Annotated in this window: 23 protein-coding genes and 2 rRNA genes (1 of these 25 cut by a window edge); 10 read left to right on the top strand and 15 right to left on the bottom strand. The window is 68.0% G+C overall.

The annotated features are described in order from the left end of the window. The first annotated feature begins 30 nt into the window (after nucleotides 1-30). The 5 genes from AC23D6_RS01820 to AC23D6_RS01800 all read left to right on the top strand — a co-directional run bounded on the left by AC23D6_RS01820 (nucleotide 31) and on the right by AC23D6_RS01800 (nucleotide 5,799). Complete coding sequence (locus AC23D6_RS01820) at nucleotides 31-1,062, top strand: RDD family protein (RefSeq protein ID WP_487751140.1); 1,032 nt, start codon at nucleotides 31-33, stop codon at nucleotides 1,060-1,062. Between the two features lie 209 nt (nucleotides 1,063-1,271). Further along, nucleotides 1,272-3,785, top strand: a complete 2,514-nt coding sequence (locus AC23D6_RS01815) for a DNA topoisomerase I (RefSeq protein WP_487751139.1) — start codon at nucleotides 1,272-1,274, stop codon at nucleotides 3,783-3,785. 20 nt (nucleotides 3,786-3,805) lie between these two features. Continuing rightward, on the top strand, nucleotides 3,806-4,369 hold the full coding sequence (gene tsaC / locus AC23D6_RS01810; RefSeq protein ID WP_487751138.1) for an L-threonylcarbamoyladenylate synthase type 1 TsaC: 564 nt from the start codon (nucleotides 3,806-3,808) through the stop codon (nucleotides 4,367-4,369). Nucleotides 4,370-4,429: 60 nt separating this feature from the next. After that, the gene (locus tag AC23D6_RS01805; RefSeq protein WP_487751137.1) at nucleotides 4,430-5,161 is read left to right on the top strand and encodes a DUF4124 domain-containing protein; all 732 of its coding nucleotides are present in this window, start codon (nucleotides 4,430-4,432) and stop codon (nucleotides 5,159-5,161) included. Further along, nucleotides 5,158-5,799, top strand: a complete 642-nt coding sequence (locus AC23D6_RS01800) for a DUF4124 domain-containing protein (RefSeq protein ID WP_487751136.1) — start codon at nucleotides 5,158-5,160, stop codon at nucleotides 5,797-5,799. The genes AC23D6_RS01805 and AC23D6_RS01800 overlap by 4 nt, the downstream gene beginning before the upstream one ends. Before the next feature lie 11 nt (nucleotides 5,800-5,810). On the opposite strand, the gene AC23D6_RS01795 is transcribed toward AC23D6_RS01800, so the two are convergent. Beyond that, nucleotides 5,811-6,866: a type 1 glutamine amidotransferase domain-containing protein gene (locus AC23D6_RS01795; protein WP_487751135.1), complete on the bottom strand. Its 1,056-nt coding sequence runs from the start codon at nucleotides 6,864-6,866 to the stop codon at nucleotides 5,811-5,813. A 62-nt stretch (nucleotides 6,867-6,928) separates the two neighbouring features. Continuing rightward, a complete protein-coding gene (locus AC23D6_RS01790; RefSeq protein WP_487751134.1) occupies nucleotides 6,929-7,705 on the bottom strand; it encodes an SDR family oxidoreductase in 777 nt (258 codons plus the stop codon). Between the two features lie 58 nt (nucleotides 7,706-7,763). Here AC23D6_RS01790 and AC23D6_RS01785 point away from each other — a divergent pair, with 58 nt between their 5' ends. After that, nucleotides 7,764-8,024, top strand: coding sequence for a hypothetical protein (locus AC23D6_RS01785; RefSeq protein WP_487751133.1), 261 nt, complete (start codon nucleotides 7,764-7,766; stop codon nucleotides 8,022-8,024). A gap of 3 nt (nucleotides 8,025-8,027) precedes the next feature. Here the strand turns inward: AC23D6_RS01785 and AC23D6_RS01780 are convergent, their stop codons facing one another. From AC23D6_RS01780 to AC23D6_RS01765, 4 genes are all read right to left on the bottom strand, one after another. Continuing rightward, nucleotides 8,028-8,414, bottom strand: a complete 387-nt coding sequence (locus AC23D6_RS01780; RefSeq protein ID WP_487751132.1) for a hypothetical protein — start codon at nucleotides 8,412-8,414, stop codon at nucleotides 8,028-8,030. A gap of 33 nt (nucleotides 8,415-8,447) precedes the next feature. Beyond that, the gene (locus AC23D6_RS01775; protein WP_487751131.1) at nucleotides 8,448-8,888 is read right to left on the bottom strand and encodes a hypothetical protein; all 441 of its coding nucleotides are present in this window, start codon (nucleotides 8,886-8,888) and stop codon (nucleotides 8,448-8,450) included. A 129-nt stretch (nucleotides 8,889-9,017) separates the two neighbouring features. Next, entirely contained in the window at nucleotides 9,018-10,922 is a 1,905-nt protein-coding gene (gene sppA / locus AC23D6_RS01770; protein WP_487751130.1) for a signal peptide peptidase SppA, read from the bottom strand. A 63-nt stretch (nucleotides 10,923-10,985) separates the two neighbouring features. Beyond that, on the bottom strand, nucleotides 10,986-12,371 hold the full coding sequence (locus AC23D6_RS01765; RefSeq protein ID WP_487751129.1) for an MATE family efflux transporter: 1,386 nt from the start codon (nucleotides 12,369-12,371) through the stop codon (nucleotides 10,986-10,988). Between the two features lie 102 nt (nucleotides 12,372-12,473). Here AC23D6_RS01765 and AC23D6_RS01760 point away from each other — a divergent pair, with 102 nt between their 5' ends. Continuing rightward, nucleotides 12,474-13,703, top strand: coding sequence for a DUF3667 domain-containing protein (locus AC23D6_RS01760; protein ID WP_487751128.1), 1,230 nt, complete (start codon nucleotides 12,474-12,476; stop codon nucleotides 13,701-13,703). Between the two features lie 4 nt (nucleotides 13,704-13,707). On the opposite strand, the gene AC23D6_RS01755 is transcribed toward AC23D6_RS01760, so the two are convergent. After that, nucleotides 13,708-15,174 (bottom strand): hypothetical protein, encoded by a 1,467-nt coding sequence (locus AC23D6_RS01755; RefSeq protein WP_487751127.1) that lies wholly within the window; start codon nucleotides 15,172-15,174, stop codon nucleotides 13,708-13,710. A gap of 139 nt (nucleotides 15,175-15,313) precedes the next feature. Continuing rightward, nucleotides 15,314-15,472, bottom strand: coding sequence for a hypothetical protein (locus AC23D6_RS01750; protein ID WP_487751126.1), 159 nt, complete (start codon nucleotides 15,470-15,472; stop codon nucleotides 15,314-15,316). A 149-nt stretch (nucleotides 15,473-15,621) separates the two neighbouring features. Here AC23D6_RS01750 and AC23D6_RS01745 point away from each other — a divergent pair, with 149 nt between their 5' ends. Genes AC23D6_RS01745 through AC23D6_RS01735 form a run of 3 tightly spaced genes read left to right on the top strand, consistent with a single transcriptional unit; the run spans nucleotide 15,622 to nucleotide 20,448 of the window. After that, nucleotides 15,622-17,805, top strand: a complete 2,184-nt coding sequence (locus AC23D6_RS01745) for a primosomal protein N' (protein ID WP_487751125.1) — start codon at nucleotides 15,622-15,624, stop codon at nucleotides 17,803-17,805. Beyond that, nucleotides 17,805-19,124, top strand: a complete 1,320-nt coding sequence (locus AC23D6_RS01740) for an MFS transporter (RefSeq protein ID WP_487751124.1) — start codon at nucleotides 17,805-17,807, stop codon at nucleotides 19,122-19,124. The genes AC23D6_RS01745 and AC23D6_RS01740 overlap by 1 nt, the downstream gene beginning before the upstream one ends. Nucleotides 19,125-19,128: 4 nt before the next feature. After that, nucleotides 19,129-20,448 carry an NAD(P)/FAD-dependent oxidoreductase gene (locus AC23D6_RS01735; RefSeq protein WP_487751123.1) on the top strand — a complete coding sequence of 440 codons (1,320 nt, stop codon included), beginning with the start codon at nucleotides 19,129-19,131 and terminating at the stop codon, nucleotides 20,446-20,448. Here AC23D6_RS01735 and AC23D6_RS01730 read toward each other — a convergent pair. The 7 genes from AC23D6_RS01730 to AC23D6_RS01700 form a co-directional block, all read right to left on the bottom strand. Beyond that, nucleotides 20,421-20,894: a DUF1203 domain-containing protein gene (locus tag AC23D6_RS01730; RefSeq protein ID WP_487751122.1), complete on the bottom strand. Its 474-nt coding sequence runs from the start codon at nucleotides 20,892-20,894 to the stop codon at nucleotides 20,421-20,423. The two genes, AC23D6_RS01735 and AC23D6_RS01730, sit on opposite strands and share 28 nt — an antisense overlap. Nucleotides 20,895-20,966: 72 nt before the next feature. After that, the gene (locus tag AC23D6_RS01725; RefSeq protein ID WP_487751121.1) at nucleotides 20,967-22,358 is read right to left on the bottom strand and encodes a hypothetical protein; all 1,392 of its coding nucleotides are present in this window, start codon (nucleotides 22,356-22,358) and stop codon (nucleotides 20,967-20,969) included. A gap of 175 nt (nucleotides 22,359-22,533) precedes the next feature. After that, nucleotides 22,534-23,412, bottom strand: coding sequence for an RNA polymerase sigma factor RpoH (gene rpoH / locus AC23D6_RS01720; RefSeq protein WP_487751120.1), 879 nt, complete (start codon nucleotides 23,410-23,412; stop codon nucleotides 22,534-22,536). Between the two features lie 176 nt (nucleotides 23,413-23,588). Beyond that, entirely contained in the window at nucleotides 23,589-24,431 is an 843-nt protein-coding gene (locus AC23D6_RS01715; RefSeq protein ID WP_487751119.1) for a metal-dependent hydrolase, read from the bottom strand. 102 nt (nucleotides 24,432-24,533) lie between these two features. Further along, a complete protein-coding gene (locus tag AC23D6_RS01710; RefSeq protein ID WP_487751118.1) occupies nucleotides 24,534-25,766 on the bottom strand; it encodes a dipeptidase in 1,233 nt (410 codons plus the stop codon). A 92-nt stretch (nucleotides 25,767-25,858) separates the two neighbouring features. Further along, nucleotides 25,859-25,973: ribosomal RNA gene (gene rrf, locus AC23D6_RS01705) — 5S ribosomal RNA — on the bottom strand. A gap of 126 nt (nucleotides 25,974-26,099) precedes the next feature. Continuing rightward, nucleotides 26,100-26,239, bottom strand: a 23S ribosomal RNA gene (locus tag AC23D6_RS01700) (it continues 2,739 nt past the right edge of the window).

The raw sequence follows: 26,239 nt of genomic DNA, 5'->3' as shown, positions 1-26,239 counted from the left end.
AGCGCGGGATTCTTTCCGCAGGCACGTCCCATGACCCAGTGGTACTACGTCGATCCGCAACACCAGCGCCAGGGCCCCGTCACCGCGGACGCCATCGCCCACCTCTACCGCTCCGGCGCACTCACGCTCGCCTCGCTGGCCTGGCGCGAGGGCATGCCGCAATGGACGCCCCTGGGCGAAATCGCAACGGAGCTCGGCATCGCCGATCCAGCACCGGTCAACGCGCCGGCGGCCCCGCCGACGCCGCCCGCACCGCTGGCCGTCGAAACCGAAACTCCCGCCGAGCGCCCGCTCACCGGACGCGCGGTGTTCACCGCCAGCGAACCCACCTACACGCAGTACACGCCGCCGCACGCCAGCCAGTCCGAGGCCGTCGCGGCCGCCGCCATGGCGGCGCGTCCTGTCGCGCCGGCGATGGACGGCGGCGCATCCTCGCCGTACGCCGCGCCGCGTGCGGAGATCGGCGGCTACGCCAGCACGCCGGTGTACGAGGGCCACGTGGTCTACGCCGGTTTCTGGAAGCGCGTGGCGGCCAGCATCATCGACGCATTCGCCATCGGTATCCCGGTCGCGATCGTGGCCATGATCGTCGGCGGCTTGTCCGGTGCCGGCAGCGCATTCGGCTCCCAGGCGTTCAATCCGCTGGAAACGATCACCTCCTACCTGCTCACCGCGGTGGCTTACGCCTGGTTCCACTCCACCGCAGGCCTGACCGCCACGCCGGGCAAGCTCGCGATCGGCATCAAGGTGGTCCGGACCGATGGCGAGCGGATCAGCTTCCTGCGCGGGTTCGGGCGCTACTGGGCGTACCTGCTCAGCGGCCTGCTGCTCTGCATCGGCCTGATCATGGCCGCCTTCACCGAGCGCAAGCAGGGTCTGCACGACCTGATCTGCGACACTCTGGTGGTCGACAAGTGGGCCTTCACCTCGCAGCCAGAGCGCCAGCGCGACGAGCTGGGCACGGTGGCCTTGGTGGTGCTGATCCTCGGCGGCCTGCTGCTCGTGGGCGCCTTCATCCTGATGGTGGTGGGCTTCGCGGCCCTGGCCTCGATGGGCCGGTGAGCGCCGGTCCGGGGCGCGACCCGGTTCACGGAACCCGCCCCCCGCACGCCGGTTTCGCTTGACACGCCGGGTGCGGGCGTGATTCCACTATAAATAGGAAATCTGAACGCCCGGGGCGCCCGCCCCGGGCGTCCGCTTCTCTGGCGCCCGTGTTTGGGCCACCCTAGCCGGCCCCGGACGGCCCCCTCGAATCCCCCGAATCCCCTGACATGCCCAAGCACCTGCTCATCGTCGAGTCGCCCGCCAAGGCCAAGACGATCAACAAATACCTCGGCAAGGACTTCACCGTCCTGGCGTCCTACGGCCACGTCCGGGACCTGGTGCCGAAGGAAGGTGCGGTGGATCCGGAGAACGGATTCGCGATGCGGTACGACCTGATCGACAAGAACGAGAAGCATGTCGACGCCATCGCCAAGGCGGCCAAGGGCGCCGACGACATCTTCCTGGCGACCGACCCGGACCGCGAAGGCGAAGCGATCAGCTGGCACATCGCGGAGATCCTCAAGGAGCGCGGGCTGCTGAAGGACAAGCCGCTGCACCGCGTGGTGTTCACCGAAATCACCCCACGCGCGATCAAGGAAGCGATGAACCAACCGCGCCAGATCGCCGGCGACCTGGTCGACGCGCAGCAGGCGCGTCGCGCGCTGGACTACCTGGTCGGCTTCAACCTCTCGCCGGTGTTGTGGCGCAAGGTCCAGCGCGGCCTGTCCGCGGGCCGCGTGCAGTCGCCGGCGCTGCGCATGATCGTCGAGCGCGAGGAAGAGATCGAAGCCTTCGTCGCGCGCGAGTACTGGAGCATCGAAGCCGAGTGCGCGCATCCGCGCCAGGCCTTCACCGCCAAGCTGACCAAGCTGGACGGGCAGAAGTTCGAACAGTTCACCGTCACCGATGGCGATACCGCCGAAGCCGCGCGCCTGCGCATCCAGCAGGCCGCGCAGGGCACGCTGCATGTCACCGACGTGGCCAGCAAGGAGCGCAAGCGCCGCCCGGCACCGCCGTTCACCACCTCGACGTTGCAACAGGAAGCGTCGCGCAAACTCGGCTTCACCACCCGCAAGACCATGCAGGTCGCGCAGAAGCTGTACGAAGGCGTGAACATCGGCGACGAGGAAGGCACCGTCGGCCTGATCAGCTACATGCGTACCGACTCGGTGAGTCTGTCGGCGGAAGCACTGACCGAGATCCGTGATGTCATCGCGCGCGACTTCGGCACCCAGGCGTTGCCGGACAAACCCAACGTCTACCAGACCAAGTCGAAGAACGCGCAGGAAGCGCACGAGGCCGTGCGCCCGACCAGCGCGCTGCGCACGCCGTCGCAGGTCGCGCGCTACCTCAGCGACGACGAGCGCAAGCTCTACGATCTGATCTGGAAGCGCGCCGTGGCCTGCCAGATGGTGCCGGCCACGCTGAACACCGTCAGCGTGGATCTGGCCGCGGGCAGCCAGCACAGCTTCCGCGCCAGCGGCACGACCGTGGTGGATCCAGGCTTCCTCGCCGTGTACGAGGAAGGCAAGGACCAGAAGAATGCCGAGGACGAGGACGAAGGCCGCAAGCTGCCGCCGATGAAGCCGGGCGACACGGTGCCGCTCGACCGCATCCACGCCGACCAGCACTTCACGCAGCCGCCGCCGCGCTTCACCGAAGCCGCGCTGGTCAAGGCGCTGGAGGAGTACGGCATCGGCCGTCCTTCCACCTATGCCTCCATCATCCAGACGCTGATTTTCCGCAAGTATGTGGAAATGGAAGGCCGCGCGTTCAAGCCCAGCGACGTGGGCCGCGCGGTGAGCAAGTTCCTGTCCGGCCACTTCACGCAGTACGTCGACTACGACTTCACCGCCAAGCTGGAGGACGAGCTCGACGCCGTCTCCCGCGGCGAGGAGGAGTGGGTGCCGCTGATGGAGAAATTCTGGGGCCCGTTCAAGGAACTGGTCGACGAGAAGGCCGAGAGCGTCGACCGCAGCGAAGCCACCGGCGCGCGCGAGCTGGGCACCGACCCCAAATCCGGCAAGCCGGTCAGCGTGCGCCTGGGCCGCTACGGGCCGTACGCGCAGATCGGCGACAAGGACACCGACGAGAAGCTGGAGTTCGCCTCGCTGCGGCCCGGCCAATCGATGCACACCATCACCCTGGAAGACGCGCTGGAGCTGTTCAAGCTGCCGCGCAAGCTGGGCCAGGACAAGGGCGAAGAGGTCAGCGTCGGCATCGGCCGCTTCGGTCCGTTCGCCAAGCGCGGCAGCACCTACGCCTCGCTGAAGAAGGAAGACGACCCGTACACGATCGATCTGGCGCGTGCGGTGTTCCTGATCGAAGAGAAGGAAGAGATCGCACGCAACCGCATCATCAAGGAATTCGACGGCAGCGACATCCAGGTGCTGAACGGCCGGTTCGGCCCGTACATCAGCGACGGCAAGCTCAACGGCAAGATCCCGAAGGACCGCGAACCGGCGTCGCTGACGTTGGAGGACGTGCAGAAGCTGCTGGAGGAAACCGGCAAGCCTGCGCGCCGAGGCTTCGGCGCCAAGAAGGCCGCCGCCAAGAAGGCCCCGGCGAAATCGGCGGTGAAGAAAGAAGCTGCACCGAAGACGACGGCGGCCAAGAAGGCGCCGGCCAAGAAGGCCGCGAAGAAGACCACCAAGAAGACAGCGGCGAAGAAGACGGCGACCAAGCAGGTGGCGAAGAAGACCACCGCCAAGGTCGCCGCCGGAGACGACGCACCCTTCTGACCCCACACGACGCACGCGCCATGCCCATCGAAAGGACTATCGAGGAAGCCGCCGAGGTGATCCGCAGCGGCGGGATCGTCGCCTACCCCACCGAAGCGGTGTGGGGCCTGGGATGCGATCCCTTCGACGAAGGCGCCGTGCACCGCCTGCTGGCGATCAAGCAGCGGCCGGTCGAGAAGGGGCTGATCCTGATCGCGGCCACGCTCGAGCAGCTCAAGCCACTGATCGACGTCGCCGCTGTGCCCACCGACCGCCTTACCGAGGTGCTCTCCAGCTGGCCGGGCCCGCACACCTGGGTGATGCCCGCCACTGCGCAGGCGCCCCGTTGGATCACCGGCCAGCATCGCGGCATCGCCGTGCGCGTCAGCGGCCATCCGACTGTCGTCGGCCTGTGCCAGGCCTATGGCGGCGCGTTGGTATCTACCAGCGCGAACCTGAGCGGCCAACCGGCCGTCAGCACTTACGACGCGCTGGATCCGGCCCTGCTCACGCGCGTGGACGCCGCCGTGACCGGACAGACGGGCGGCCTCGCCCGCCCCACCGCCATCCGCGACGCACTGACCGGCCAAGCGCTGCGTGAATGACCGGCGGCCGTTCACCGCGCCCGACTTTCCATCCCCTGCCCGCGCGCGCACCATGGCGGCATGCCGCGCCCTGCCCTGCTCCTGCTGCCGGTCTTCCTGATCCCCACCCTGTCCTTCGCGCAGGCGGCAACGCCGGCGGTCGTCCCTGCGGAGGTCACGATCTACCGCTGCACGAGCGCCGGCGGCGCACTGACCATCCGCGATTCCCCCTGCCTGAAGGGTGAGAAGCAGGACGTCCGCACCATGCAGCGTCCACGCGACCCGACGCCGGCCACACGCCCGGTGGCCGCGCCCCCGGCGCCCGTCGCTCCGGTCGCGAATACGTCCGTGCAGGTGGTGTACATCACGCCGCCCCGCCCCATGTACGAGTGCGTGACGCCCGAGGGCGAGACCTACACCAGCGACGACGGCGAGGGGAATCCGCGCTGGGTGCCGTACTGGTCGACGGGCTATCCGGTGGTGCCGCGGAACGGCTACACGGGTTCGGCCAGCCTGTCGGGCAACGTGTCGATCGGCAACGGCACACTCTCGTTCCAGAGCGGCGATCCCCTTCCGCCCCGCCCCCATCCGCCGCGTCCCGGCCACGGCGGTGCGGGATACGTCCCGGGCGGCATCTGGATCCGCGACACCTGCCACGTGTTGCCGCAGGCGGACGTCTGCGCGCGGCTCTCGGACCGTCGCTACGAGATCCTGCGCCGCTACGGCAGCGCGATGCCGAGCGAACGCCGCACGCTAGACTTGGAACAGCGCAGCATCGACGCGCGCATCGCCAACGACTGCCGGAATCCATGAGCCGCACCGCCCGTTCCCTCGCCCGCCGCCTCTTGCTCGCTGCCTGTTGCGGCGGCGTCCCGTTCGCCACGCAAGCCGCGGAAGTCGTCATCTACCGCTGCACCGATGCCAACGGTGCGCTGACGCTGCAGAATGCGCCGTGCCCGAAAGGCACGAAACAAGAACAACGCACGATGCAGGGCGTGAACACAGTGCCGATGGCCCCCGCCACGCCTGCGGCGCAACCCCCTGCGGCACGACCCGCTGCGACGACGCCGAAACCGGCACCGCAGGCGCCCGATGCACCGCCGCCGCGCGCCGCCGATGCGCCGCGGTTGCCGCCGCCGGTGCTCTTCCAGTGCACGACCCACGACAAGGACACCTACGTCACCGAAGACAGTGAGCCGGCGTCGCGCTGCGTCGCGCTGCGCACCACCGGCCTGGACGGCAATCCGCAGACAGGCGCCGGCCAAGCCTGCGAAGTGGTACGCGATACCTGCGCGCGCGTACCCGATGGCGGCCTGTGCGATGCCTGGAAGAAGCGCCGCGACGAAACCGAAGTGGCCTACCGGTTCGCGCGCCGGGAGAATGTCGAGAAGAACCGCGCCGAGTACGAGCGCGTGGCGCGCATCCTTTCCGAAAGCAGCTGCGCGAACTAGCTCCCGCCTGCTCAGCCCCGCGCCAGCGTCTGGAAATGCCAGGCCTCACCCAGACGCCCCTGCATGCCGGCCACCAGCGCATGCATCAGCAACAGGCGCTTGTCCGCGTCGGGCAGGGCGGCCCGTAGCACACGCGCCGCGTCCATGCCCTCCCGGTGATAGGCCGCCAGGACGCGTACCGCCTGTTCGTCCGGCCCCGGCGCGCGCGCGATGGGCGCATGACCGAGCGCCCGCACCATGGCCTCCGCCGTCGACCATGTCGACCATGGGTTCTGGCCGGTGACGATGCGGCCATCGACCACCGTGTTGTCCAGGTACATGGGCCCTTCGACGTAACGGGCGCCTTTCTCGACCAATCGATCCTGCAGCAGATAGGGAAAGCGCAGGCGGGCGTCCTTGATCAGGAACAGTTCCTCGTCGTTGCTGAAGGCAGCGACGCGACGCCCGCGCAGCAGCGGAGTTCCGTCGTCCAGCGTCACCTCCAGCAAGGCGGCCGGACCATGGCAGACCGCGCCGATCACGCCACCCGACGCGTACACCGTGCGCACGATGCGCTGCAGGTCGGGATCGTCGGGGAAATCGAACATCGTGCCCTTGCCGCCGACGAAGTACACCGCCGCGTACCGCGCGGGATCGATCGATCGCAGCGTCAGGCTGGCCTCGAGCTTCCTGCGCGCCTCGGCATCGTTGAGGAACGCGTAGTCGGCGGCCACCGCATCCTCGTCATCCAGCCGCATCGGCGGCGATCCGCCCTGCGGACTGGCGATGTCCACCTCGTAACCGTTGGCACGGAAGATGTAGTAGGCCCGCGCGAGTTCGCTCAGCTCGAAGCCCGCCTTCTTCTGTCCATCCGGGAAGTACTCCGTACTGGTCACCACCGCGAGGATCCTGCCGCGCGTCGCCGGCATCGCCCCGCGCATGAACGCCAGGTCCGCCACCGTGCTGCTCGCGCGTGCCGGGGGCTGGCTGTCCAGGTCCAGCGTGCGAACGCAGGCGAAGCCGCCGATGCCCACGAGCAGGACAAACGCCCCGCCCACCATTGCGATCCGCTTGATCCATCGCCTCATGTCCGTGCCCTCTCTACTTCGAAGGGTCCACGCTATCGGCCATGCATCAAACGAACGTCAATTCAGAACCCGTAACGCAGGAATCCGCCATCCACCGCGATGCACTCACCGGTGATGTAACTGGCGGCGGGCAGGCACAGGAAGCCGACGGCGGCGGCAACCTCTTCCGGTTCGCCGATGCGGCGCATCGGCGTGCGTGCGATCACTTCGTCGTAGTAATCCGGGTCCGAGAGAGGTCCGGAGGTGCGGCGCGTGCGGATGTACCACGGCGCCACGGCATTCACGCGTACGCCGTCCTCGGCCCATTCCGCGGCCAGGTTGCGGGTCAGCTGGTGCAGCGCGGCCTTGGTCATGCCGTAGGGCGCGCCGCTTCGCACTGCGGTGATGCCCGACACGCTGCCGACGTTGACGATGCTGGAGGCCGCGTGCCGCGTGAGCAGCGGGTGCGCGTAACGCGAGAGCTCGAAGGCGGAAAACAGGTTGGTCTCGAAGATCCCGCGCCACTCGTCTTCGGTGTAGTCCACCGCGGCGCGGGTGACGTTGCCGCCGGCGTTGTTGACGAGGATGTTCAGGCCATCGGCGTGGTCTTCGGCCCAGTCGAGGATCGCGCGACGGTCTTCGTCATCGGCGACGTCGGCGGCGAGCATGCTGATCTCACGCTCGGGGAACTCCTCGGCCAGATCCTGGCGCGCGTCCTGCAGCGCGTCCGCATCGCGCGCGACCATCAGCACGTCGGCGCCGAAGCCCAGCAGTTCGCGCGTGATCGCCAGCCCGATGCCCGCGCTGGCGCCGGTCACCAGGGCCAGTTGTCCCTCCAGTCGCCACCGGTTCGCCGCCACGTGCGTCTCCTTCGTCGTTCGGCGTAGCATAGCGCCACGTCACACGAGGATCGTCGCCATGCCCGGGATCCGCTTCGCCCTGCTCGCTTCGCTCGCCCTGATGATCGCGGCCTGCCGCGCACCGGAGCCGCCGCCGACCGACGAACCGCCGGAGCCGCAGGCTACCGCGGCAACGACGACGCCCAGCGGCACCGAACTCCGCGATGCCATGCAGGCACCCATCCAGAAAGCCGGGGCTGTGGAAGCGCAGGTGCAAGCCGCGGCCGATCGCACGAACGCCGCCGAAGCCGAAGCGACCGGCGACGCCAGCGCGCCCTGAGGCTCAGCCTTCGCCGTCCGCGGCGAATTCCACCCAGCGCCACTGCCCGTCGACGCGCCCGAAATAGAACAGGTAGGGCGCGCACGCCAGCACGTAGCGATCGTCTTCGCGCAGCGGCGGCGCTGTGCGCAGGCAACGCCGGATGTCTGACGTCAGCAAGGCGGGCACCACCACCCGGGTCATGCCCTCGCGGTCGTGTCCGCGGCCTTCGTACAGGAACGGCAGCTGGGTCATCCTTGCGACGCTGTCGGCCTCATGGGCAGTGAGGGCGTCGCGCCAGCGCGCAAGGAACGCGGCGAATTCCTTATCGGTCTCCGTCGCCTGCGCTGGGGCGATGACGCTGGCCAATGCCAACAGGAGGGCGATGCCGATCCTTCTTACCCCACTCATTCTGGCGCCCCCTCGCATGCCCCCGGCGGGTTCTCAGCCGCGCAGGCGCGCGGCCAGCTCGGCAGGCGCAGCGCGACCCACGTCGTCCAGACCTTCGCAGACGGGCGCGGGCGCGTGTCCCACGGGCGGTGCAGCGCCCGGCATGTCGCACACGCGGGGCGCGGAGGCATCACGCGTAGTGCTGACCACCCGCTGCAAACGTCCGTCCTGGAACCACAGCGTGGCCCAGCGCCACGGCGTGGGATCCACGTCCATCACCCACAGCGTCTTGCAACCGGTGTAGTCGTCCGGCAACTCGGCGTTGCGCGGATGCACCAGCGTGAAGCCGCCGGGCGTCGCCACCAGCCCCGCATCGTCCGGCGCTGTCGCATGCGTGCACGAAGGCAGCTCCGGCAGGCCGGGTTGTGCGGCGTGCGCCGCCTGCATGCTCGCCAGCGCGACCAGCGCCATCGCACCCCATACCCTGCATTTCATGCGGTTCCGACTCCTGATCGATGCCGCATACAACGCGGATTGCGCGGGTGCCGGCCATCGCGCGGCACAAACGACACGGGCCGCCCGGTTGACCGGGCGGCCCGTGGGGTCACGCGATGTCGGTGGCGATCAGAACCCGCAGAAGCAATACGCCAGCGTCTTCACCGGCGCGCCATTGCGATCGTTCACGGCCTCGTCGACGAAGCGCAGCTGCGCTTCCATCTCCGGCAGGCTGTGCGCCAGCAGTGCGCGGGCGAAGTCGGAATCCTTCAGCCAGGCCGCGCCCAAACGGGTACCCGCCAGGCCCGACATGAACTGCGAGAACGGCGACGCGGCCTTTTCGATATAGCGCACGCGGTAGCCCTCGGCATCGGTGAGCTTGGCGCGCTTGGCGGCATCGGCCAGCGCGGCATCCAGGCCTGCCAACTCGTCCACCAGACCGCGCTCCTTGGCCTGCGCCCCGCTCCACACGCGACCACGCGCCACGGCATCGATGTCCTCGACGGGCTTCTTGCGCGCATCGGCGACCTTGCCGGTGAAATCCGCATAACCCTTGTCGATCACCGACTGGATCACCTGGCCGACGGCCGGGTCCAGCGGGCGGGTGATGTCGAACGCGCCAGCGAAGCGCGTGGTGCCCACGCCGTCGGTGCGCACGCCGATCTTCTCCAGCGTGCGCGGCACGGTGGGGATCATGCCAAAGATGCCGATCGACCCGGTGATCGTGGACGGATCGGCGTAGATGCGGTCGGCGTTCATGCTGATCCAGTAGCCGCCCGACGCCGCCAGGTCACCCATCGAGACCACCACGGGCTTGCCGGCCTTCTTCAGCTCGGCCACCTCACGGCGGATCTGCTCGGAAGCGAACACGCCGCCGCCGGGCGAATCCACGCGCAGCACCACGGCCTTCACGTCCTCGTCGTCGCGCGCCTCGCGCAGCAGTGCCGAGGTGGACAGACCACCCACGCGGCCGGCCGGCTGGTCGCCGTCGGTGATCTCGCCTTCGGCCACGACCACGGCGACCTGCGGACGCTTGTCGAGCGGATTGCGCTTGGCGTCGATCTGGGTCAGGTAACCGGCCAGGCCGATGGCGCGGAAGCCCGTCTCGGAGTCCTCATCGGCGACGCCGCGCTCGATCAGCAGGTTCTCGACTTCTTCCTGCGTCTTCAGACCGTCGACCAGTTTCTGCTGCAGCGCGTACTTGGCCAGATCGCCACCGGCGGCGGCGACACCTTCGGGCAGCGTGTCGATGCCGGCAGCCAACGCTTCGGGCGTGGTCTTGCGGACCTTGGCGATGTCGGCGAGCAGGCGCTGCCACACGTCGTTCATCCAGTACAGGTCGGCTTCCTTGGCTTCCTTCGATGCGGCATCGAGCACGTACGGTTCGGCGGCCGACTTGTACTCGCCCACCTTGAACAGATGCACGTCCACGCCCAGCTTGTCCTGCAAGCCCTCGCGGTAGTACTGGCGGTAGCGGCCCAGGCCCTCGAGCACCAGGCTGCCCATCGGATCGATGTAGACCTCGTTGGCCTGTGCGGCCAGCAGGTACTGCGTCTGGCTGAGGTTCTCGCCGAAGGCGACGATCTGCTTGCCCGAGGCGCGGAACTTCGCGAGCGCCGCGGCCACTTCGCGCAGCGACGCGTAACCGGTGGGCTCCAACTGGTCCACGCGCAGCAGCATGCGCTCGATCTTCTCGTCCTTCTGCGCCGCCTCGATGGCGCGCAACAGATCGCGCAACTGCACCTCCTCGCCGCTCTTGTCGCCCAGCGCCTTGGCCAGCGCGCGGGTGGCGGGATCGGCGGTGAACTGCTCCACCAGGCGGCCTTCCGGCGCCAGCACGAACGTCGTGCGTTCCATCAGCGGCTTCACCCCGCCACTGCCGGCGGCGATGATGAAGACGATGAAGATCAGGAACAGCAACCCGAAGAAGATCAGGTTCAGGACCAGCTTGCGGGTGAAATTCATCACGTCCCACAGCCCCACGAAGAACGTGGCGACCGGGCTGCGGCGAGGTGCGGGTGCGACTTGGCTCATGGAAGACTCCGGGAAACTGGGACCACTGTAGCGTGTGCCCGCGGGGCTTTCATGCCCCGTTGGTCACCGTGTCGCTGGCAGGGGGGCCTGCGCCCGCGCCACATGGCGCCGGCTGCTGCGCTCGAACCGCCAGCCCAGCAGCACCGCGGCGGCCGTCAGGCCCACGATCAGGCCCGCCCACATGCCCTGCGGCCCCCAACCCAGGCCCAGGCCCAGCCCGGCCCCCAGCGGCATGCCCAGGCCCCAGTACGACACCACCGCCAGCCACATCGGCACGCGCGTGTCCTTCAGCCCGCGCAAGGCACCGGCGGACAGTACCTGGATGCCGTCGGGGAACTGGAACGCCGCCGCGAACAGCAGCAGCGTGCCCGCCAGCGCCGCCACGGCCAGGTCGTCGGTGTACAGCGCCACCACCAGGTCGTGGCCCAGCAACAGGAACAGGGCCGACATGGCCTGCGTCGCCAGCACGATCACGTAGCCCGCATGCGCCGCCCGGCGGATGCCCAGCGCATCGCCGGAGCCCACCGCATGGCCCACGCGCACCGTCGTCGCCTCGGCCACGCCCATGGGCACCATGAAGCACAGCGCCGAGACGTTGATGGCGATCTGGTGCGCTGCGGCCGGCGTGGCGCCCAGGCGCGCGATCAGCAGCGCGGTGACGATGAAGAGGCTGCCCTCCATCAGCACGGTGATGCCGATCGGCAGGCCGGTGCGCAGCAGTTGCAGGATCGGCACGCGGCGCGGCGGTTCGAAGTGCGCGAACAGGTGCAGGTCGGCGAATCGCTTCGAACGCCAGAGATAGAGCGCGAACGCGATCGCCTGCAACCACATCGTCAGCGCCGACGCGATGCCCAGGCCGCCGGCGCCCAGCTCCGGGAAGCCCAGCTTGCCGAACGTCAGTACGTAGCCCGCCGGCGCCAGCACCAGCAGGCCGCCGAAGCCGAGGATCATCGTCGGCAGCGTCCAGTGCGTGCCCTCGCTGAGGTAGCGCATGCAGAAATAGAACGTCAGCGCCGGCACGCCCCAGCGGATCCCGTGCAGGAACGCGGTCGCGCCCGGAATGATGTCCGCGGCGATGCCGAACCGCGCCAGTGCATAAGGTGCCGCGCTGAGGAAGGCGAACATCAGCAGGCCCAGGCCCAGCGACAGCCACAGCGCCTGGCGGAACAGCGGCGCGATCTCGCCACGCCGGTTCGCCCCGTCCAGCTGGGACACGGAAGCCGTCAGCGAGATCAGCGTGCCGATCGGCACCATCATCGGTAGCCACAGCAGGGCCGTGCCTACAGTGACCGCCGCCAGCGTCTGGGTGGCGTGGTGGCCGGCGATGACGTTGTCGACGAAGCCGATCAGGCCGGTGGAGACATGGCCGAGCACCAGCGGCAGCGCAAGCGAGGCCGTCGCACGCACTTCCTGGCCGAAGCGCGGGGTCGGGGAAACAGAGAGGGACATGAGGGGCAACCGCCGGACTACGGTCGCGCGGTCGCGCGCTGGCACCGGGTCACGGGAGGCCGGTATCTTACCCGCTCGCCACCCGCACCGTCCGAACGCCCCATGACTTCATCGCACGAAGCAGACGCCGTGCACGCCCGCGCGTGCGAGAACTGCAAGACGCCGCTGCAGGGCGGGTTCTGCCACCAGTGCGGACAGAACGCGCACAACCCGCTGCGCAGCTTCGGGCATGCGGTGGAGGAGGTGTTCGAGTCGTTCTGGCACCTGGATGGCCGCATCTTCCGCACGCTGCGCACGCTGCTCTCGCCGGGAAAGCTGGCCAACGCCTATCTGGCCGGCCACCGCGCGCCGTTCGTGGCGCCGCTGCGCCTGTTCGTCATCCTCAGCGTGCTGACGTTCTTCGTTGCCAAGTTCACCGTGCACTTGGGCGAAGTAGCGATGCCCACGCCACCGCCGGCCGTCGCGGGCGCCGACGACGCACGCCCCAACCTGATGGCCGACCCGGATGCCGGCGGCGTCGACTTCAGCCGATTGAAGACGGTCGACGAGGTAGTGGCCCTGCGCGACAAGACAGTGGAAGACCTGGCCTCGGTGCGCGCCAGCATGCCCGCCGGCTTCGGATTCATGCGCGAGCGCGTGGAGAATAATCTGTTCTCCACGCAGCGGCGCGCTCGCGCGCGTATTGCGGAACTGCAGCCCGACCACCCGGCGCTGGCCAAGCCCGATCGCTTCCCGGAAGGCCAGCCGCTTCCCGACGCACCCACCGGCTCGCTGATCACGGTCGGCGACAAGCCTTTCGATGCGAAGACGAACCCAGTCAAAGTCGGCTGGCTGCCAGACTTCGCCAACGCGTGGCTCAACAAGAAGCTGGCGCGCGGCGAGCAGAACATCCCGCGCATCCAGGAGGATCCGGAGCACTTCAAGAACGTGCTGATCGGCTCGGTGCCGTCGGCGCTGTTCGTCCTTGTGCCCTTGTTCGCACTGTTGCTGAAGATCTTTTACATCGAAACCCGGCGCGTGTACCTGGAGCATCTGGTCGTTGCGCTCTATAGCCACGCCTACCTGTGCCTGTGCATCCTGGCGATGTGCATCTGTTCGGCCATCAGCGGGCTGCTGCCTGCCTCCGCGTGGTGGGGACGCCTGCCGCTGGGGCTGGCCCAGATGCTGTTGTTCTTCTGGATGCCGGTTTACCTGTTCTGGATGCAGCAGCGCGTTTATCGCCAGCACTGGGTCTTCACCGCCATCAAGTTCTGCGTGCTGGGCACGCTCTATTTCATGATGCTGGTGACGGCGATCGTTTTCCTCGCCCTGACCACCTGGGTCAACGCCTGAGGCCTCAGCGCTCGCGACGCGCGTGCAACCAAGCTGCGCGTTCGCCGGCAGGGACCCTGACCAAATCATGGCGAAAGCGGTCGCGTTCCTGCGGCGGAATGCGCTGCGTAAGCGCGGCCAGGTCGTCCAGCGCATCCGCATCGAGCTGGCGCAGCAACGCCAGCAGCGGTTCGCGCTCGCGCTCCGGCACGTAGGCGAACATCGGCTGCAGGCGCGGCCACACCGCGCCTAGCGCAGGTCCCAGGCGCCAGCCGCGATGCTCCATGTCATCCAGCGCGGCAAAACGCGCGCGCAATGCCTGTTGCGCGTCGGCAGGCTGCGCTGCGAAGTCGCGCGCCGCCGCTCGCAAGCGCGCACGGTCCACCTCGTCCAGCGACAACCACGCCGCATAGTCGGCATGCTGGCGCGCGCGCGCTGCCAGCGTGAGCGCTTCCCACGGTTGCGGCGCTTCGGGAGCCGCGGCCACCGGGGCGGACGGCGCGTCGGCACTGTCATCGCCCTGGGTGGGCGACGAAGACTCGGGCGCGACCTCCGCCGTGGCGGCGACGGCGCGCTGCACGACGTACCACGCCAGGAAATCCGCGTCCGGTACCAGCGTGGTCGCTTCGGGATCCGCGCGCAGCGCCGCGTCGCGATCCGTGCGCGCCGCTTGGTCCACGTCGAAACGCGCCGCGGGCGGCTCGGCCGGCGGCAGGGCTTCCTGGAGGATCTCGGGATCGGTCAGGGTGGCGGTGGCGGCGCCGGCCGCCGGCGCCGGCGCGGCGGGCTGCAGGAAGTCCGCCCACGGCGCACCGGGCCACCATGTCGCCGCCAGCGCGGCGGCCATCGACACTAGGACCAGAACCACCCAGGGCCACCGACGGACTGGCCTGGAGACGGCCGATGTCGTGGTGGGCGCCGCGGCGACCCTGGCGGGCGGCGGTGGCCTGGTGCCCGCCAATGCCTCGTCGCGCAGGCGGGCCAGCCGCGCCAGACGTTCGGGCGGCACGTCGCGCAGCTGGGCCTGGACCGCCTCGGCCAGTCGACGCCAGGCATCGGCATCGGGCCGTCCGGCCGCATCGCGCGGACAGGCACGGGTCAGGGCCGCGCGATAGTCCTCGACGGACTGGCCCAGCACGCCGGCTGCCTCATCTTCCTGCAGCCCCCCCGCGAGCCGCAGCAGCAGCGCGGCACGGTCGGACGGGGCGATGCCGGCGAGCGGTTGCAGCGCGGGCGCGCGCTGCGCCGCCGGGGAGTCGGATCTCAATGGCGGGGTGGCAACCAGCAGGCTCCAGAAGCGCGCCGGCCACGCGGCCATGGGCAGTTCGGCCGCATGGGCGCGGAACGCCCGCAGCGCCGCCGCCAGCGCGACGTCGCCCCGTTCGGGGTCGCCACACTGAAGCGCGGCGAAGACCGCACCCCGTCGTTCGCAGCCGCGGACGAAAGCGGCCAAGGCGGCGGGCGGGGGGTTGGACGGGGTATTCGGGGCCATGCAGAAACCGGGGTCTGACGGATCGATCATAGACAGCCTGCGCGGCCGTATGGACGCTTGACAGCGCGCAAGAACCTGCTCTCTTCGGCGGCACAAGGGTTTCGACGAAAAAACGTTGTGCACAGCGGTCATCTAACCGTCACGCGACCCCGCAGGCATCATCCCGGTGGCCATGTTTCAGCTGGGTTTCACGCACAACTATCTGATATTTAAAGAGATATTGGCGATGGCGTTTTTTTCGCCAACCTGACTGTAAGGCTTGCAGGGACGTCGTCGCGCCGTGAAGCATCAGCGCCATGCACAGATTTATCCACAGCTGATGTGGATAAACCCAATTCTCCTTGGCGGATCGGCACTTGCGTGCATTTCGTCAAGAAATTGGCAGGACAACGGTGCAACTGCACGCTCCCCCTGACCTCGCCCGGGCAGCCCGATAAACTGCGTCCGATGCCTTCCTCCCCTGTCCTGCGGATCGTCCTGCCGGTGCCCCTGCCGCGCGCATTCGACTACCTGCCGCCGCCCGGCCACGCCGCCTCGGCAGCAGACATCGGCAAGCGTGTGCGGGTGCCGTTCGGCAACCGCGAACTGGTGGGCGTGGTCGCCTCGGCCGAGCCCCCCACCGACGACCTGCCCGACCTGCGCGAGGCGCTGGCCGTGCTGGACGACGCCCCCCTGATGCAGGGAGAGCTGCTGGAGTCGCTGCAGTGGCTGGCCCGCTATACCCACGCCCCGCTCGGCGAAGTCTTCGCCACCGCGCTGCCCGCCGCCCTGCGCCAGGGCGAGCCGCTGCCCGACACGCACGCCTGGCGGTGGCGGCTGACCGACGCCGGGCTGGTCCAGCGCGACCGCCTACGCAGCGGTAGCCGCCCGCGTCGCCTGGCCGACCTGCTGGCAGCGACGCCCCTGCACGAGGACGTGCTGGACCTGCACCTGGAGGAAGGCCGTGCGACGGCGCGGGCCCTGGCCAAGCGCGGACTCGCCGAGCGCGTCGCCGTGCCGGCCACGACGCCAGTACCCGTCCCGCGCGCAGGCCCGCGCCTCAACGCGCAGCAGCGCGAGGCCGCCGATGCGATCGTCGCGTCGCAGGGCTTCGCCGCGCTGCTCCTCGACGGCGTGACCGGCAGCGGCAAGACCGAGGTCTACCTGCAGGCCATCGCGGATTGCCTGGCGCGTGGGCGGCAGGCGCTGGTGCTGGTCCCCGAGATCGGCCTGACCCCGCAGACGCTGTCGCGCTTCCGCGATCGCCTGGGCGTACCGGTGCACGCGCTGCACTCCGGCCTCAACGATGGCGAACGCGCCCGCACCTGGGCCGCCTGCCTGCGCGGCGAAGCGCGGGTGGTGGTCGGCACGCGTTCGGCGGTGTTCACGCCGCTGCCGGAGGCCGGCCTGATCGTCGTCGATGAGGAGCACGACGGCAGCTACAAGCAGCAGGACGGCATCCGCTACCACGCGCGCGATTTCGCGCTGGTGCGCGGCAAGGCGCTGGACGTGCCGGTGGTGCTTGGCAGCGCCACCCCGTCGCTGGAAACGCTGCACAACGCGCGCAGTGCCCGCTACGCACACCTGCGACTGTCGCAGCGCGCCGGTGAGGCGCAGCCCCCCAGCGTGCGCGTGCTGGACATGCGCAAGCGTCCGCAGCAGGCGGGGCTGCTCGCCGACACCCTGCATGCGTTGCGGCAGGCCGTCGACGCGGGCGGCCAGGCGCTGGTGTTCAAGAACCGGCGCGGCTACGCGCCCGTGCTGCTCTGCCATGACTGCGGCTGGAGTGCGCACTGCAAGCGTTGCGATGCCTCGATGACCGTCCACGCCAGCGGCAAGCGCCTGCAGTGCCACCACTGCGGGGCACGCCAGCAGTCGCCGCCGGCCTGCCCGGACTGCGGCGGACTGGCGCTGCAACCGCAGGGCATCGGCACCGAGCGGCTCGAAGAGCTGCTTGTCGAAACCTTCCAGGACGTGCCGGTGCTGCGCGTTGACCGCAGCACCACGCAGAAACGCGACGGCCTGGCGCAGCAGCTGGCGAAGCTGGGCGAGGCTCCGGGCATCCTCGTCGGCACGCAGATCCTCGCCAAGGGCCACGACCTGCCGCACCTCACCCGCGTGGCCGTGGTGGGGGTGGACGAAGGCCTGTTCTCCACCGATTTCCGTGCCACCGAAAAACTCGCGCAACAGCTCATCCAGGTCGCCGGCCGTGCCGGACGTGCCGGCAAGCGCGGCGACGTCTGGCTGCAGACGCACCATCCCGACCATCCCCTGCTGGACACGCTCATCAACGGCGGCTACCACGCCTTCGCCGACGCCGAACTGGAACAGCGACGCATGGCGGGCTTCCCGCCATTCGCGCACCTGGCCCTGCTACGCGCGGAAGCCCAGCACGTCGACGCCGCGCACCAGTTCCTACAAGCTGCCAAGCAGGCCCTGCGCGTGCACGACGCAACGCTGGAACTGCATGGCCCGCTGCCCGCGCCGATGCCACGCCGCGCGGGATTGCACCGTGTGCAGTTGCTGCTCTCCTCACCCGAGCGGCGCACGCTGCATCGCGCGCTCGACCTCGCCCTCCCGCAGATCTATGCGCTGCCCGAAGCTCGCCGCACGCGCTGGTCGCTCGACGTGGACCCGGTGGACCTCTACTGATGACGCCCACGCCGCCCGAAGCGATGACCCCCGCCCGCCGCCTGCGCAGCATCTTCAGCGGCTCGGTCGGCAACCTGGTGGAATGGTACGACTGGTACGTCTATGCGGCCTTCTCGCTGTACTTCGCCGAGGTGTTCTTCCCAGGCGGCGACCGCACCAGCCAGTTGCTGAAGACCGCGGCCATCTTCGCGGTCGGCTTCCTGATGCGCCCGCTGGGCGGCTGGCTGCTCGGCCGCTATGCCGACCGCCATGGCCGCAAGCGCGCGTTGATGCTGTCGGTGGTGATGATGTGCGCGGGCTCCCTGATCATCGCGTGCACGCCGGGCTACGCCAGCATCGGTGTCGCGGCACCGGTGCTGCTGGTGCTGGCCCGTCTGCTGCAGGGCCTGAGCGTCGGCGGCGAATATGGCGCATCGGCAACCTACCTGAGCGAAATGGCCACGCGCGCGCATCGTGGGTTCTGGTCCAGCTTCCAGTACGTCACCCTGGTGATGGGTCACCTGGTTGCGCTTGCCGTGCTGATCGCGCTGCAGCGCGTCTTCCTCAGCGACGAACAGCTACGCGCATGGGGTTGGCGGATTCCGTTCGCGATCGGCGCCGTGGCTGCGCTCGTCGCCTTGTGGCTGCGCCGGAACATGGTGGAAACCGACTCCTTCGAGCGCAGCGGACGCGATGCGGGTGCCTCCCGGCAGCGGACACAGGGCACGCTGCGCGCGCTGATGCAGCATCCGCGCGCGGTGCTCAGCGTCGTCGGCCTGACGATGGGCGGCACGCTGGCCTTCTATACGTACACGACCTATGTGCACAAGTTCCTCGTCAACAGCGCCGGCATGGCTGCCGAGACGGCCAGCCTGATCAACGCGTCCACGCTGTTCGTCTACATGCTGCTGCAGCCCGTTGTCGGCGCGCTGTCCGACCGCATCGGCCGGCGCCGCATCCTGATCGCCTTCGGCGTGCTCGGCACGCTGTTTACCGTGCCGATCCTCAGCCAGCTACAGGAAGTGCGGAGCGCCACCGAGGCCTTCTGGCTGGTGATGGCGGCGCTGGTCATCGTGAGCGGCTACACCGCGATCAACGCGGTGGTGAAGGCGGAACTGTTTCCCGTCGAGATCCGCGCCCTCGGCGTGGGGCTGCCCTACGCGCTCACCGTCGCCATCTTCGGGGGCACTGCGGACATGGTGGCGCTGTGGTTCAAGCAGGCGGGGATCGAGACCGGATTCTACTGGTACGTCAGCGCCTGCATCGCGTGTTCCTTGCTGGTGTACCTGTGGATGCCCGACACCCGGCGCACCTCGCTGATCGACCGCGACGCGTACTGACGGCATGCGACAATCGCCCGCGGTGACAGGAGACCCGCGCATGCAGGCAGCACTTCCCCACGTCGTCATCGTCGGCGGCGGCTTCGGTGGCCTCTGGGCCACGCGCGCGCTGGCGAGCGCCCCGGTCCGGATCACCCTGATCGATCGCCACAATCACCACCTCTTCCAGCCGCTGCTGTACCAGGTGGCGACCGCCGGTCTTTCCGCACCCGACATCGCCGCGCCGTTGCGGCACATCCTGCGCAAGCAGAAGAACGTCGAAGTCCGGCTGGCCGACGTCGCTTCGATCGCTCCGCACGACAAACAGGTGGTACTGGCCGATGGCAGCGTGCTCGCTTTCGACCATCTGTTGCTGGCCACCGGCGCGACGCATGCGTACTTCGGCCACGACGAATGGGCCGAGCATGCGCCGGGATTGAAGACGCTCGACGACGCGTTGCGTCTGCGCCGCCACCTGCTGCTCGCGTTCGAGCGCGCCGAGGCCGAGACCGATCCGGCGAAGCGCGCAGCCTGGCTCAGCTTCGCCGTCGTCGGCGGCGGCCCGACCGGCGTCGAACTGGCCGGCACGCTGGCCGAGATCGCGCGGCACACGCTGAAGAACGAGTTCCGCCACATCGATCCCTCGCAGGCGCGCGTCCGCCTGGTGGAGGCCGGCCCGCGCGTGCTGGCGTCGTTCCCCGAAGCCCTGTCGGAAAAAGCACGCCTGCAGTTGGAAAAGCTGGGCGTGGAGGTGGCGACCGGCACCCCCGTCAGCCACATCGACAGCGAAGGCTACCGCCTCGGCGAGCACTTCGTGCCGGCCAAAACAGTGGTGTGGGCGGCCGGCGTGGCCGCGTCCCCGCTGGCGCGCTCGCTCGGCGTGCCGCTGGACCGCGCCGGACGCGTGCCGGTGCAGCCCGACCTGAGCGTGCCCGGCTATCCGGACATTTTCGTGGCCGGCGATCTGGCCTCGCTCAGCACCGACAGCCGTCCGGTACCGGGGGTCGCTCCCGCAGCGAAACAGATGGGCGACCACGTGGCGAAGGTACTGCGCGCGCGGCTGTCGGGCGGCCCTTCACCGCCCGCGTTCCGCTACCGCGACTACGGCAACCTGGCCACGATCGGACGCATGGCGGCGGTGGTCGACTTCGGGCGGTTGAAGTTCTCCGGCCTGCTCGCGTGGTGGTTCTGGCTCACCGCGCACGTGTTCTTCCTCATCGGCTTCCGCAACCGGCTCGTCGTGCTGTTGAACTGGTTCTGGGCGTACTGGAGCTATCAACGCGGTGCCCGGATCATCCTGGGCCGCGACGACGACGCTCAGTCGGGATCCACGCGCGCCGCGTAGCAACCCGGGCGTGCATTGTGGATGTGCAGGTAGGCCACGCCGGGCATCGCCAGCAATCGCTTGAGCTCAGGCTTGGCGTCCTCGCCCTGGACGACTTCGGCGCCGCGCATCATGCCGTCGCTGTCGTATGCACGCAGCGACAGCAGCCGGTGCAGGAAGGCGAAAGGCAGCGCGTCATGGAAGCGTGCCGGCGCGTGACGCGCGGCCGCTTCGCGCACATAGATGGGGCCGCTGGAGCGATAGGGAGCAGCGACGTCGTGATGCTCCCAGGGAAGCAGCAGCAGCGTCTCGCCCTGCTTGGCGTCTTCCAGCGAGAGGCGACACGGAAAGCCGCGGTCGGCGTCGGCGACGACGCGACGGATGTTCCGTGCCGCCAGCGCGGCGGCGTCGAGTGCGAACAGCGGCAGGAAAGGCGCGGGGGATAGACCCTGGATCACGAACGACATGGCACCACTCCAATGGACGTGATGCCATGTTCGCGCCGTGCCTGCTGGCTCGCTATCCGGATCTTGCGCGCGTCACTCCGTGGCCAGCGAATGGCGCTGGCCATCCGCCATGACCAGCACACCGTCGCCGATGCGCTCGTTATCGGCGTCGACGGTGATGAACTCGGCCTCGAGTCGACCGGCGCCCTTGCTGCCCTTCAGGTCGAAAATGTAGCGCTCGCCTTCGGCCGCCCATGACGCCTCGCGATCGAACGCCGCTTCGCGGATGTCGCCGATGTAGCGCCTCACCACCGGATGCACCTGCATGGCGGCGTTGGCCTGCAGGACGAAAATGCCGTCCTGCCGCGCGAAGGTTTCGGGAATCTCGGCCGCGTCGGCGGTTTCAGTTTCGGTGTCGTGATTGCCTTCGCCCGGGAATGGCGCTTCGCCTGCAAAGGGGAGCTCGCGACCATCGTCCAGCGTCAGCACGCCCTTGCCCATTCGCTCGGTGTCCGCATCGACGGTGATGAATGCCGCCTGCAGGCGACCGCGGCCCTTGTCGCCCGCGACCGCGAAGACGAATTCGTCCGCCCCTTCGGCTTCAGCGCTTGCGGCCAAGTCGAGTTCGAACGTCGACAACGTGCCGATATGCTGCTGCACCAACGGATAGCGCTGCGCGGCGACGCGCGCCTGGCGGGTGAAGATGTTGTCCTGCATGCCGCCGAACAAAGATTCCGTGTCCTCATCGGATTCGTCCGCGCTGCGCGGCTCACCCTCGAACGGCAGGCGGCGTCCGTCCTGCAGGGTCAGCACGCCCTTGCCCAGGCGTTCGGTCTCGGCGCTGACGGTGATGAAATCCGCTTCCAGCGTTCCGCGCCCCTTGCTGCCCGCAAGGTCGAACACGAACGTGTTCATGCCCAACGCCGCGCCGGTCGCCTCGGCGTCCAGCACGAAGGTCTCGATCTGGCCGATGTGCTGCTGCACCAGTGGATACCGCTGCGCGGCCTCGCGCGCCTGACGGGTGAAGATGTCCTTGCCTTCCTGAAGCATCGCCTCGTCGTCTTGGCCATGATCATGGCCGGCTTCCGCGGCCAAGACCTCGGCATTGCCCTCGATGGCATGCTCGGTCCCGTCGGCCATCACCAACATGCCGGGGCCGAGCACTTCTTCGGTAGGACTGACCGTGATGAAGCGGGCGGTGACGCGACCCTTGCCGCGGCTGCCTTCCACGTCGAACACCAGTACGTCGGGGCCAGGTTCGTCCATGCTTGCCGCTTCATCCAGCGTCACGCTGCGGATCGCCCCAAGATGCTTGGCCACGACCGGGTCCACCTGCATCGCTGCACGCGCCTGCGCGTCGTATTCCTCGCGGTCGATGCCGAAGGTGATGCGCCCCTGTGCGTCGGATGCCTTCGCCTCGTCTGCGCCACCCGCCGCGGCGTGTGCTGCCGCCATGGTAAGCGTGCCGACGATGAGCCACGCCATGCCCACGATCCAACGCTCCTGTCTCCCCCACCGCATGCCCTACTCCTGTTGGTATCGTCGTCCGGTCCGGACCGCGGCGTAGTGGATCACACTTTCAACGACGGACGCATCCGCGAAAACGGAAGAGGCCCCTTGCGGGGCCTCCGGGGTGCAGCGTGATGGTGGGCTGCCCGCGTCAGGCAGCGAACAACGCCTTCATTTTCTTCAGCGCATTGGCTTCCACCTGGCGCACGCGCTCGGCGGAAATGCCGTATTCGTCCGCGAGCTCCTGCAGCGTCACCTTGCTTTCGCTGTCCAGCCAGCGACGCTTGATGATGTCGCGCGAACGCTCGTCCAGGCCCGCCAAGCCTTCGCGCAGCAGTTCGAGTTGGTTGTCTTCGCTGTCCGCGCGCTCGTAGGCCTGCGACGGGTCCTCATCGTGCGCGACCAGGTAGCTGGCCGGCGACGGCGGCGCGTGGTCGTCGTCCTCGTCGGACGGGGCGTCAAAGCCGATATCGCGGCCCGACAGACGCGCTTCCATCTCGAGCACTTCGCGCTCGGACACATTGAGGTCCTTGGCGACCGCGCTGACTTCTTCCGCATTCATCCAGCCCAGGCGGGTCTTGGACTTGCGCAGGTTGAAGAACAACTTGCGTTGCGCCTTGGTCGTGGCGACCTTGACGATGCGCCAGTTCTTGAGGATGAACTCGTGCATCTCGGCACGAATCCAGTGCACGGCGAAGCTCACCAAGCGCACGCCCATGTCCGGGTCGAAGCGCTTCACCGCCTTCATCAGGCCGATGTTGCCTTCCTGGATCAGGTCGCCCAGCGGGAGGCCGTACCCGTTGTAGCCGCGCGCCACGTGCACGACGAAGCGCAGGTGCGAATGCACCAGCTCGCGCGCGGCATCGAGGTCTTCGTTCTCGCGGTAACGGTTGGCAAGCTCGCGCTCGTCTTCCACCGTCAGCACGGGAATCTGGTGCACGGCGCTGATGTAGGCGTCGAGCGAACCCAGGGCGCTGGGGATCGGGAGGTTGTTGGGGACCAGGGCGGTAGTGGGGGTCATCTGGCTCATGGGCAAGGATGTTAGCAGTCGGGGGGTTCGACTGCTAACCGCATGGGAAGTTCCCTTTGTCCCACTGATGCAAACAATCATCCGGCAGCAAAACGCCAAGAAAATTATATTTCGTTTCAATTATTTAGCGAAGACAAGGGGCGGCGCCGCAGACCAGGCACGCAGGCAGCGGGCATTCATTCAGCTTTGTCACCCATGGCGACGATCACCGCTGGACGGGCCGCCACCTGCCGGGCCAGGACGCCCGCGGCGAGCGCATCGCCGTCTAGTTGCGCCGGATGGAAGCCGGGTCGCAGGTAGTTCCAAAGATGCTTCAGTGTGCGACTCCCCATTCTGTGGCCGGCACCGAAGTGCGCGACCGCCTGACGGAGGGTGTCCCGACGCCACAGCAGTCGATCCTGGGCCAGCAGCGCGACGGCCAGCCCCGTCATCAGCAGGTAGAACAGCACCGTCGTCGTCAGTGCCCCCGCCAAGCGGACGACGTAGCGCGGGGCGACCGCCTGCAGCAGATCGAATGCCACCGCGCGATGTTCGATCTCTTCCGCGAAGTGCCACTCCATCAGATCGCGCACCCGCGGATCGGCATCCGCGAGGATGGCTTGAGACAGGAATTCGTAACCCAGATAAGCATTGATATGTTCGACGCAGCTGACGAGCGATGCGCGCAACCACACAGGGCCCCAGCGATCCATCGTCCTGAAGATCGCGCGATCGACGACACGCTCGAAGCCACGGTACGCGTAACCTTGGGCATCAAGGTTGTCCCAGTAACGCTTGTGCGCCACCCCATGCTGCGCTTCCTGGCGGATGAAGGCCTGGCATCGTGCACGCAGCACCGGATCCGTGATCCGCGACTGGCAGGCGTTCAACGTCCGGATGTAGAAAGCCTCGTTCGCGGGCACAAGCACGGTATACGCATTCAGCAGCGAAGAAACGACCTCGTTGCCTGGCAACCAGTGTTGGGGGATGTCACCTGGCAGCGCCTCTACGAAGCGACGGGGCGTGATCGATTCGTCCATGAGTCCAACTCCCGGTCAAACGACAGGCACCACCTCTTTACGTCCGCGATCACATAGCCGCGGTGCCGGGCGTCGGCACGACGCGCGGATGCAGACGTGCGGTCAGTCAGCCGCGCTCGGTGCTGCGACCGCCCGGGCATCACGCAGCACTCTCAACAGGTTGCCACCCCAGATCTTGCGGATGTCGTCTTCGCTGTAACCCGCAGCGAGCAGGCGCTGGGTGATCAGCGGCAGCGCACTGACATCTTCCATCCCGACGACACCGCCACCCCCATCCCAGTCCGCCCCGATGCCGACGTGATCCACGCCCGCGATCTTGATGATGTGGAGCAGATGCGCCATATAGTCCTCGAACGTTGCTCGCTTTACGGGATAGCGCGCCTCGATGGCTCTTCTCTCGCGCAGATAGGAGGGCGCGGCGTCCACGGAAAGCCGGCTTTCCGGCCCGAATTTCTCTGAGAGCGCCTTTAACGCCGCTTCGCGCTCGGGGCGCTTGGGTATATCGGTGAGGTAGCCGCCAAACGCATTCACGTGGATCACTCCACCTTTCTCGGCCAGGCGCCGGATGCGCGCGTCGTCGATATTGCGCGGATGGTCGAACACCGCGTCGGCGCTCGTATGCGACAGGACGATCGGCGCGCGTGAGAGCGCGAGAAGCTGATCGAACACGGCATCGCTCGCGTGGGAGGCGTCCAGCACAATGCCCAACCGGTTCGCCTCGGCGACCAGCGCCTTGCCGGCCGGACTCAGGCCACCCCATTCGGCGCCCTTCGCGTCGGTGGACGAATCGCCGAAGTCGTTGTTCAACACATGGGTGATACCCAACATGCGCAGACCCAGCGTGTGGTACGCGACGAGCAGGCTGGGATCGGCTGCGAGGGGCGCAGCGTTCTCCATGCTGATGAACGACACGCGCTTGCCCGCCGTCGCGATGCGCAGCGCGTCGTCGGGCGTCAATGCGAGCTCCATGGAGTCGGAATTGGAAGCGAGCATCTCGCGGATCGCCACCAGCCGCTCAAGACCATGGTTGCGGGCAGCCTGTTTGCCGGCGTCGTCACGCGTGCCTTGCGCGGTATAGATCACCCAGAAACCACCATCCAGGCCACCCGACTTCATACGTGGCAGATCAACCTGCGAAAGATCGCCCTCGTGCGCGTGGTCATCCGCGATATCCCACCCTGGACGGGCGAGATTGGCGGGCGTGTCCAGATGGGTGTCCAGCACGATGGCTGCGTCGTGCACGCGACGCGCCTCGGTCGAAACGGCCTCTGCAGCCGCAACGGCAGGACAAGCACAGCCGAGAAGAATTGCGCAGACCAGCCCGGATCGCTTCATGCAGCGCCTCTGAGGTGAGATGAAGAACGATTGTTGGCGAAACCGGGGCAATAAAAAACCCCCGTCCTTGTGGACGGGGGTTTGGGTAAAGCCCCTGGCGATGACCTACTCTTGCATGGCTTAAGCCACACTACCATCGGCGCGGCTGCGTTTCACTTCCGTGTTCGGGATGGGAACGGGTGGGACCACAGCGCTAATTTCACCAGGGAGAGGGTTGGAGCGTCGCCATCCAAGGAACGGATTAAGGCGCCAATCTCTCATAGGGTCTTGTGACGTAGCGGGCATTGGATTTTCTCTGACGATATCGTCGAGTCCAAGGCCACTTGAGGTTATATGGTCAAGCCGCACGGATCATTAGTATCAGTTAGCTCAATGGGTTGCCCCACTTACACACCTGACCTATCAACCACCTAGTCTTGATGGTTCCTTTAGGGGGCTTGTGCCCCGGGAAGTCTCATCTTGAGGCGCGCTTC

This window comes from Pseudoxanthomonas sp. G3 (genome assembly GCF_057654715.1).
Note: the sequence above shows the minus strand (reverse complement) of the source record. Positions and strands in the feature narration are given on the sequence as shown.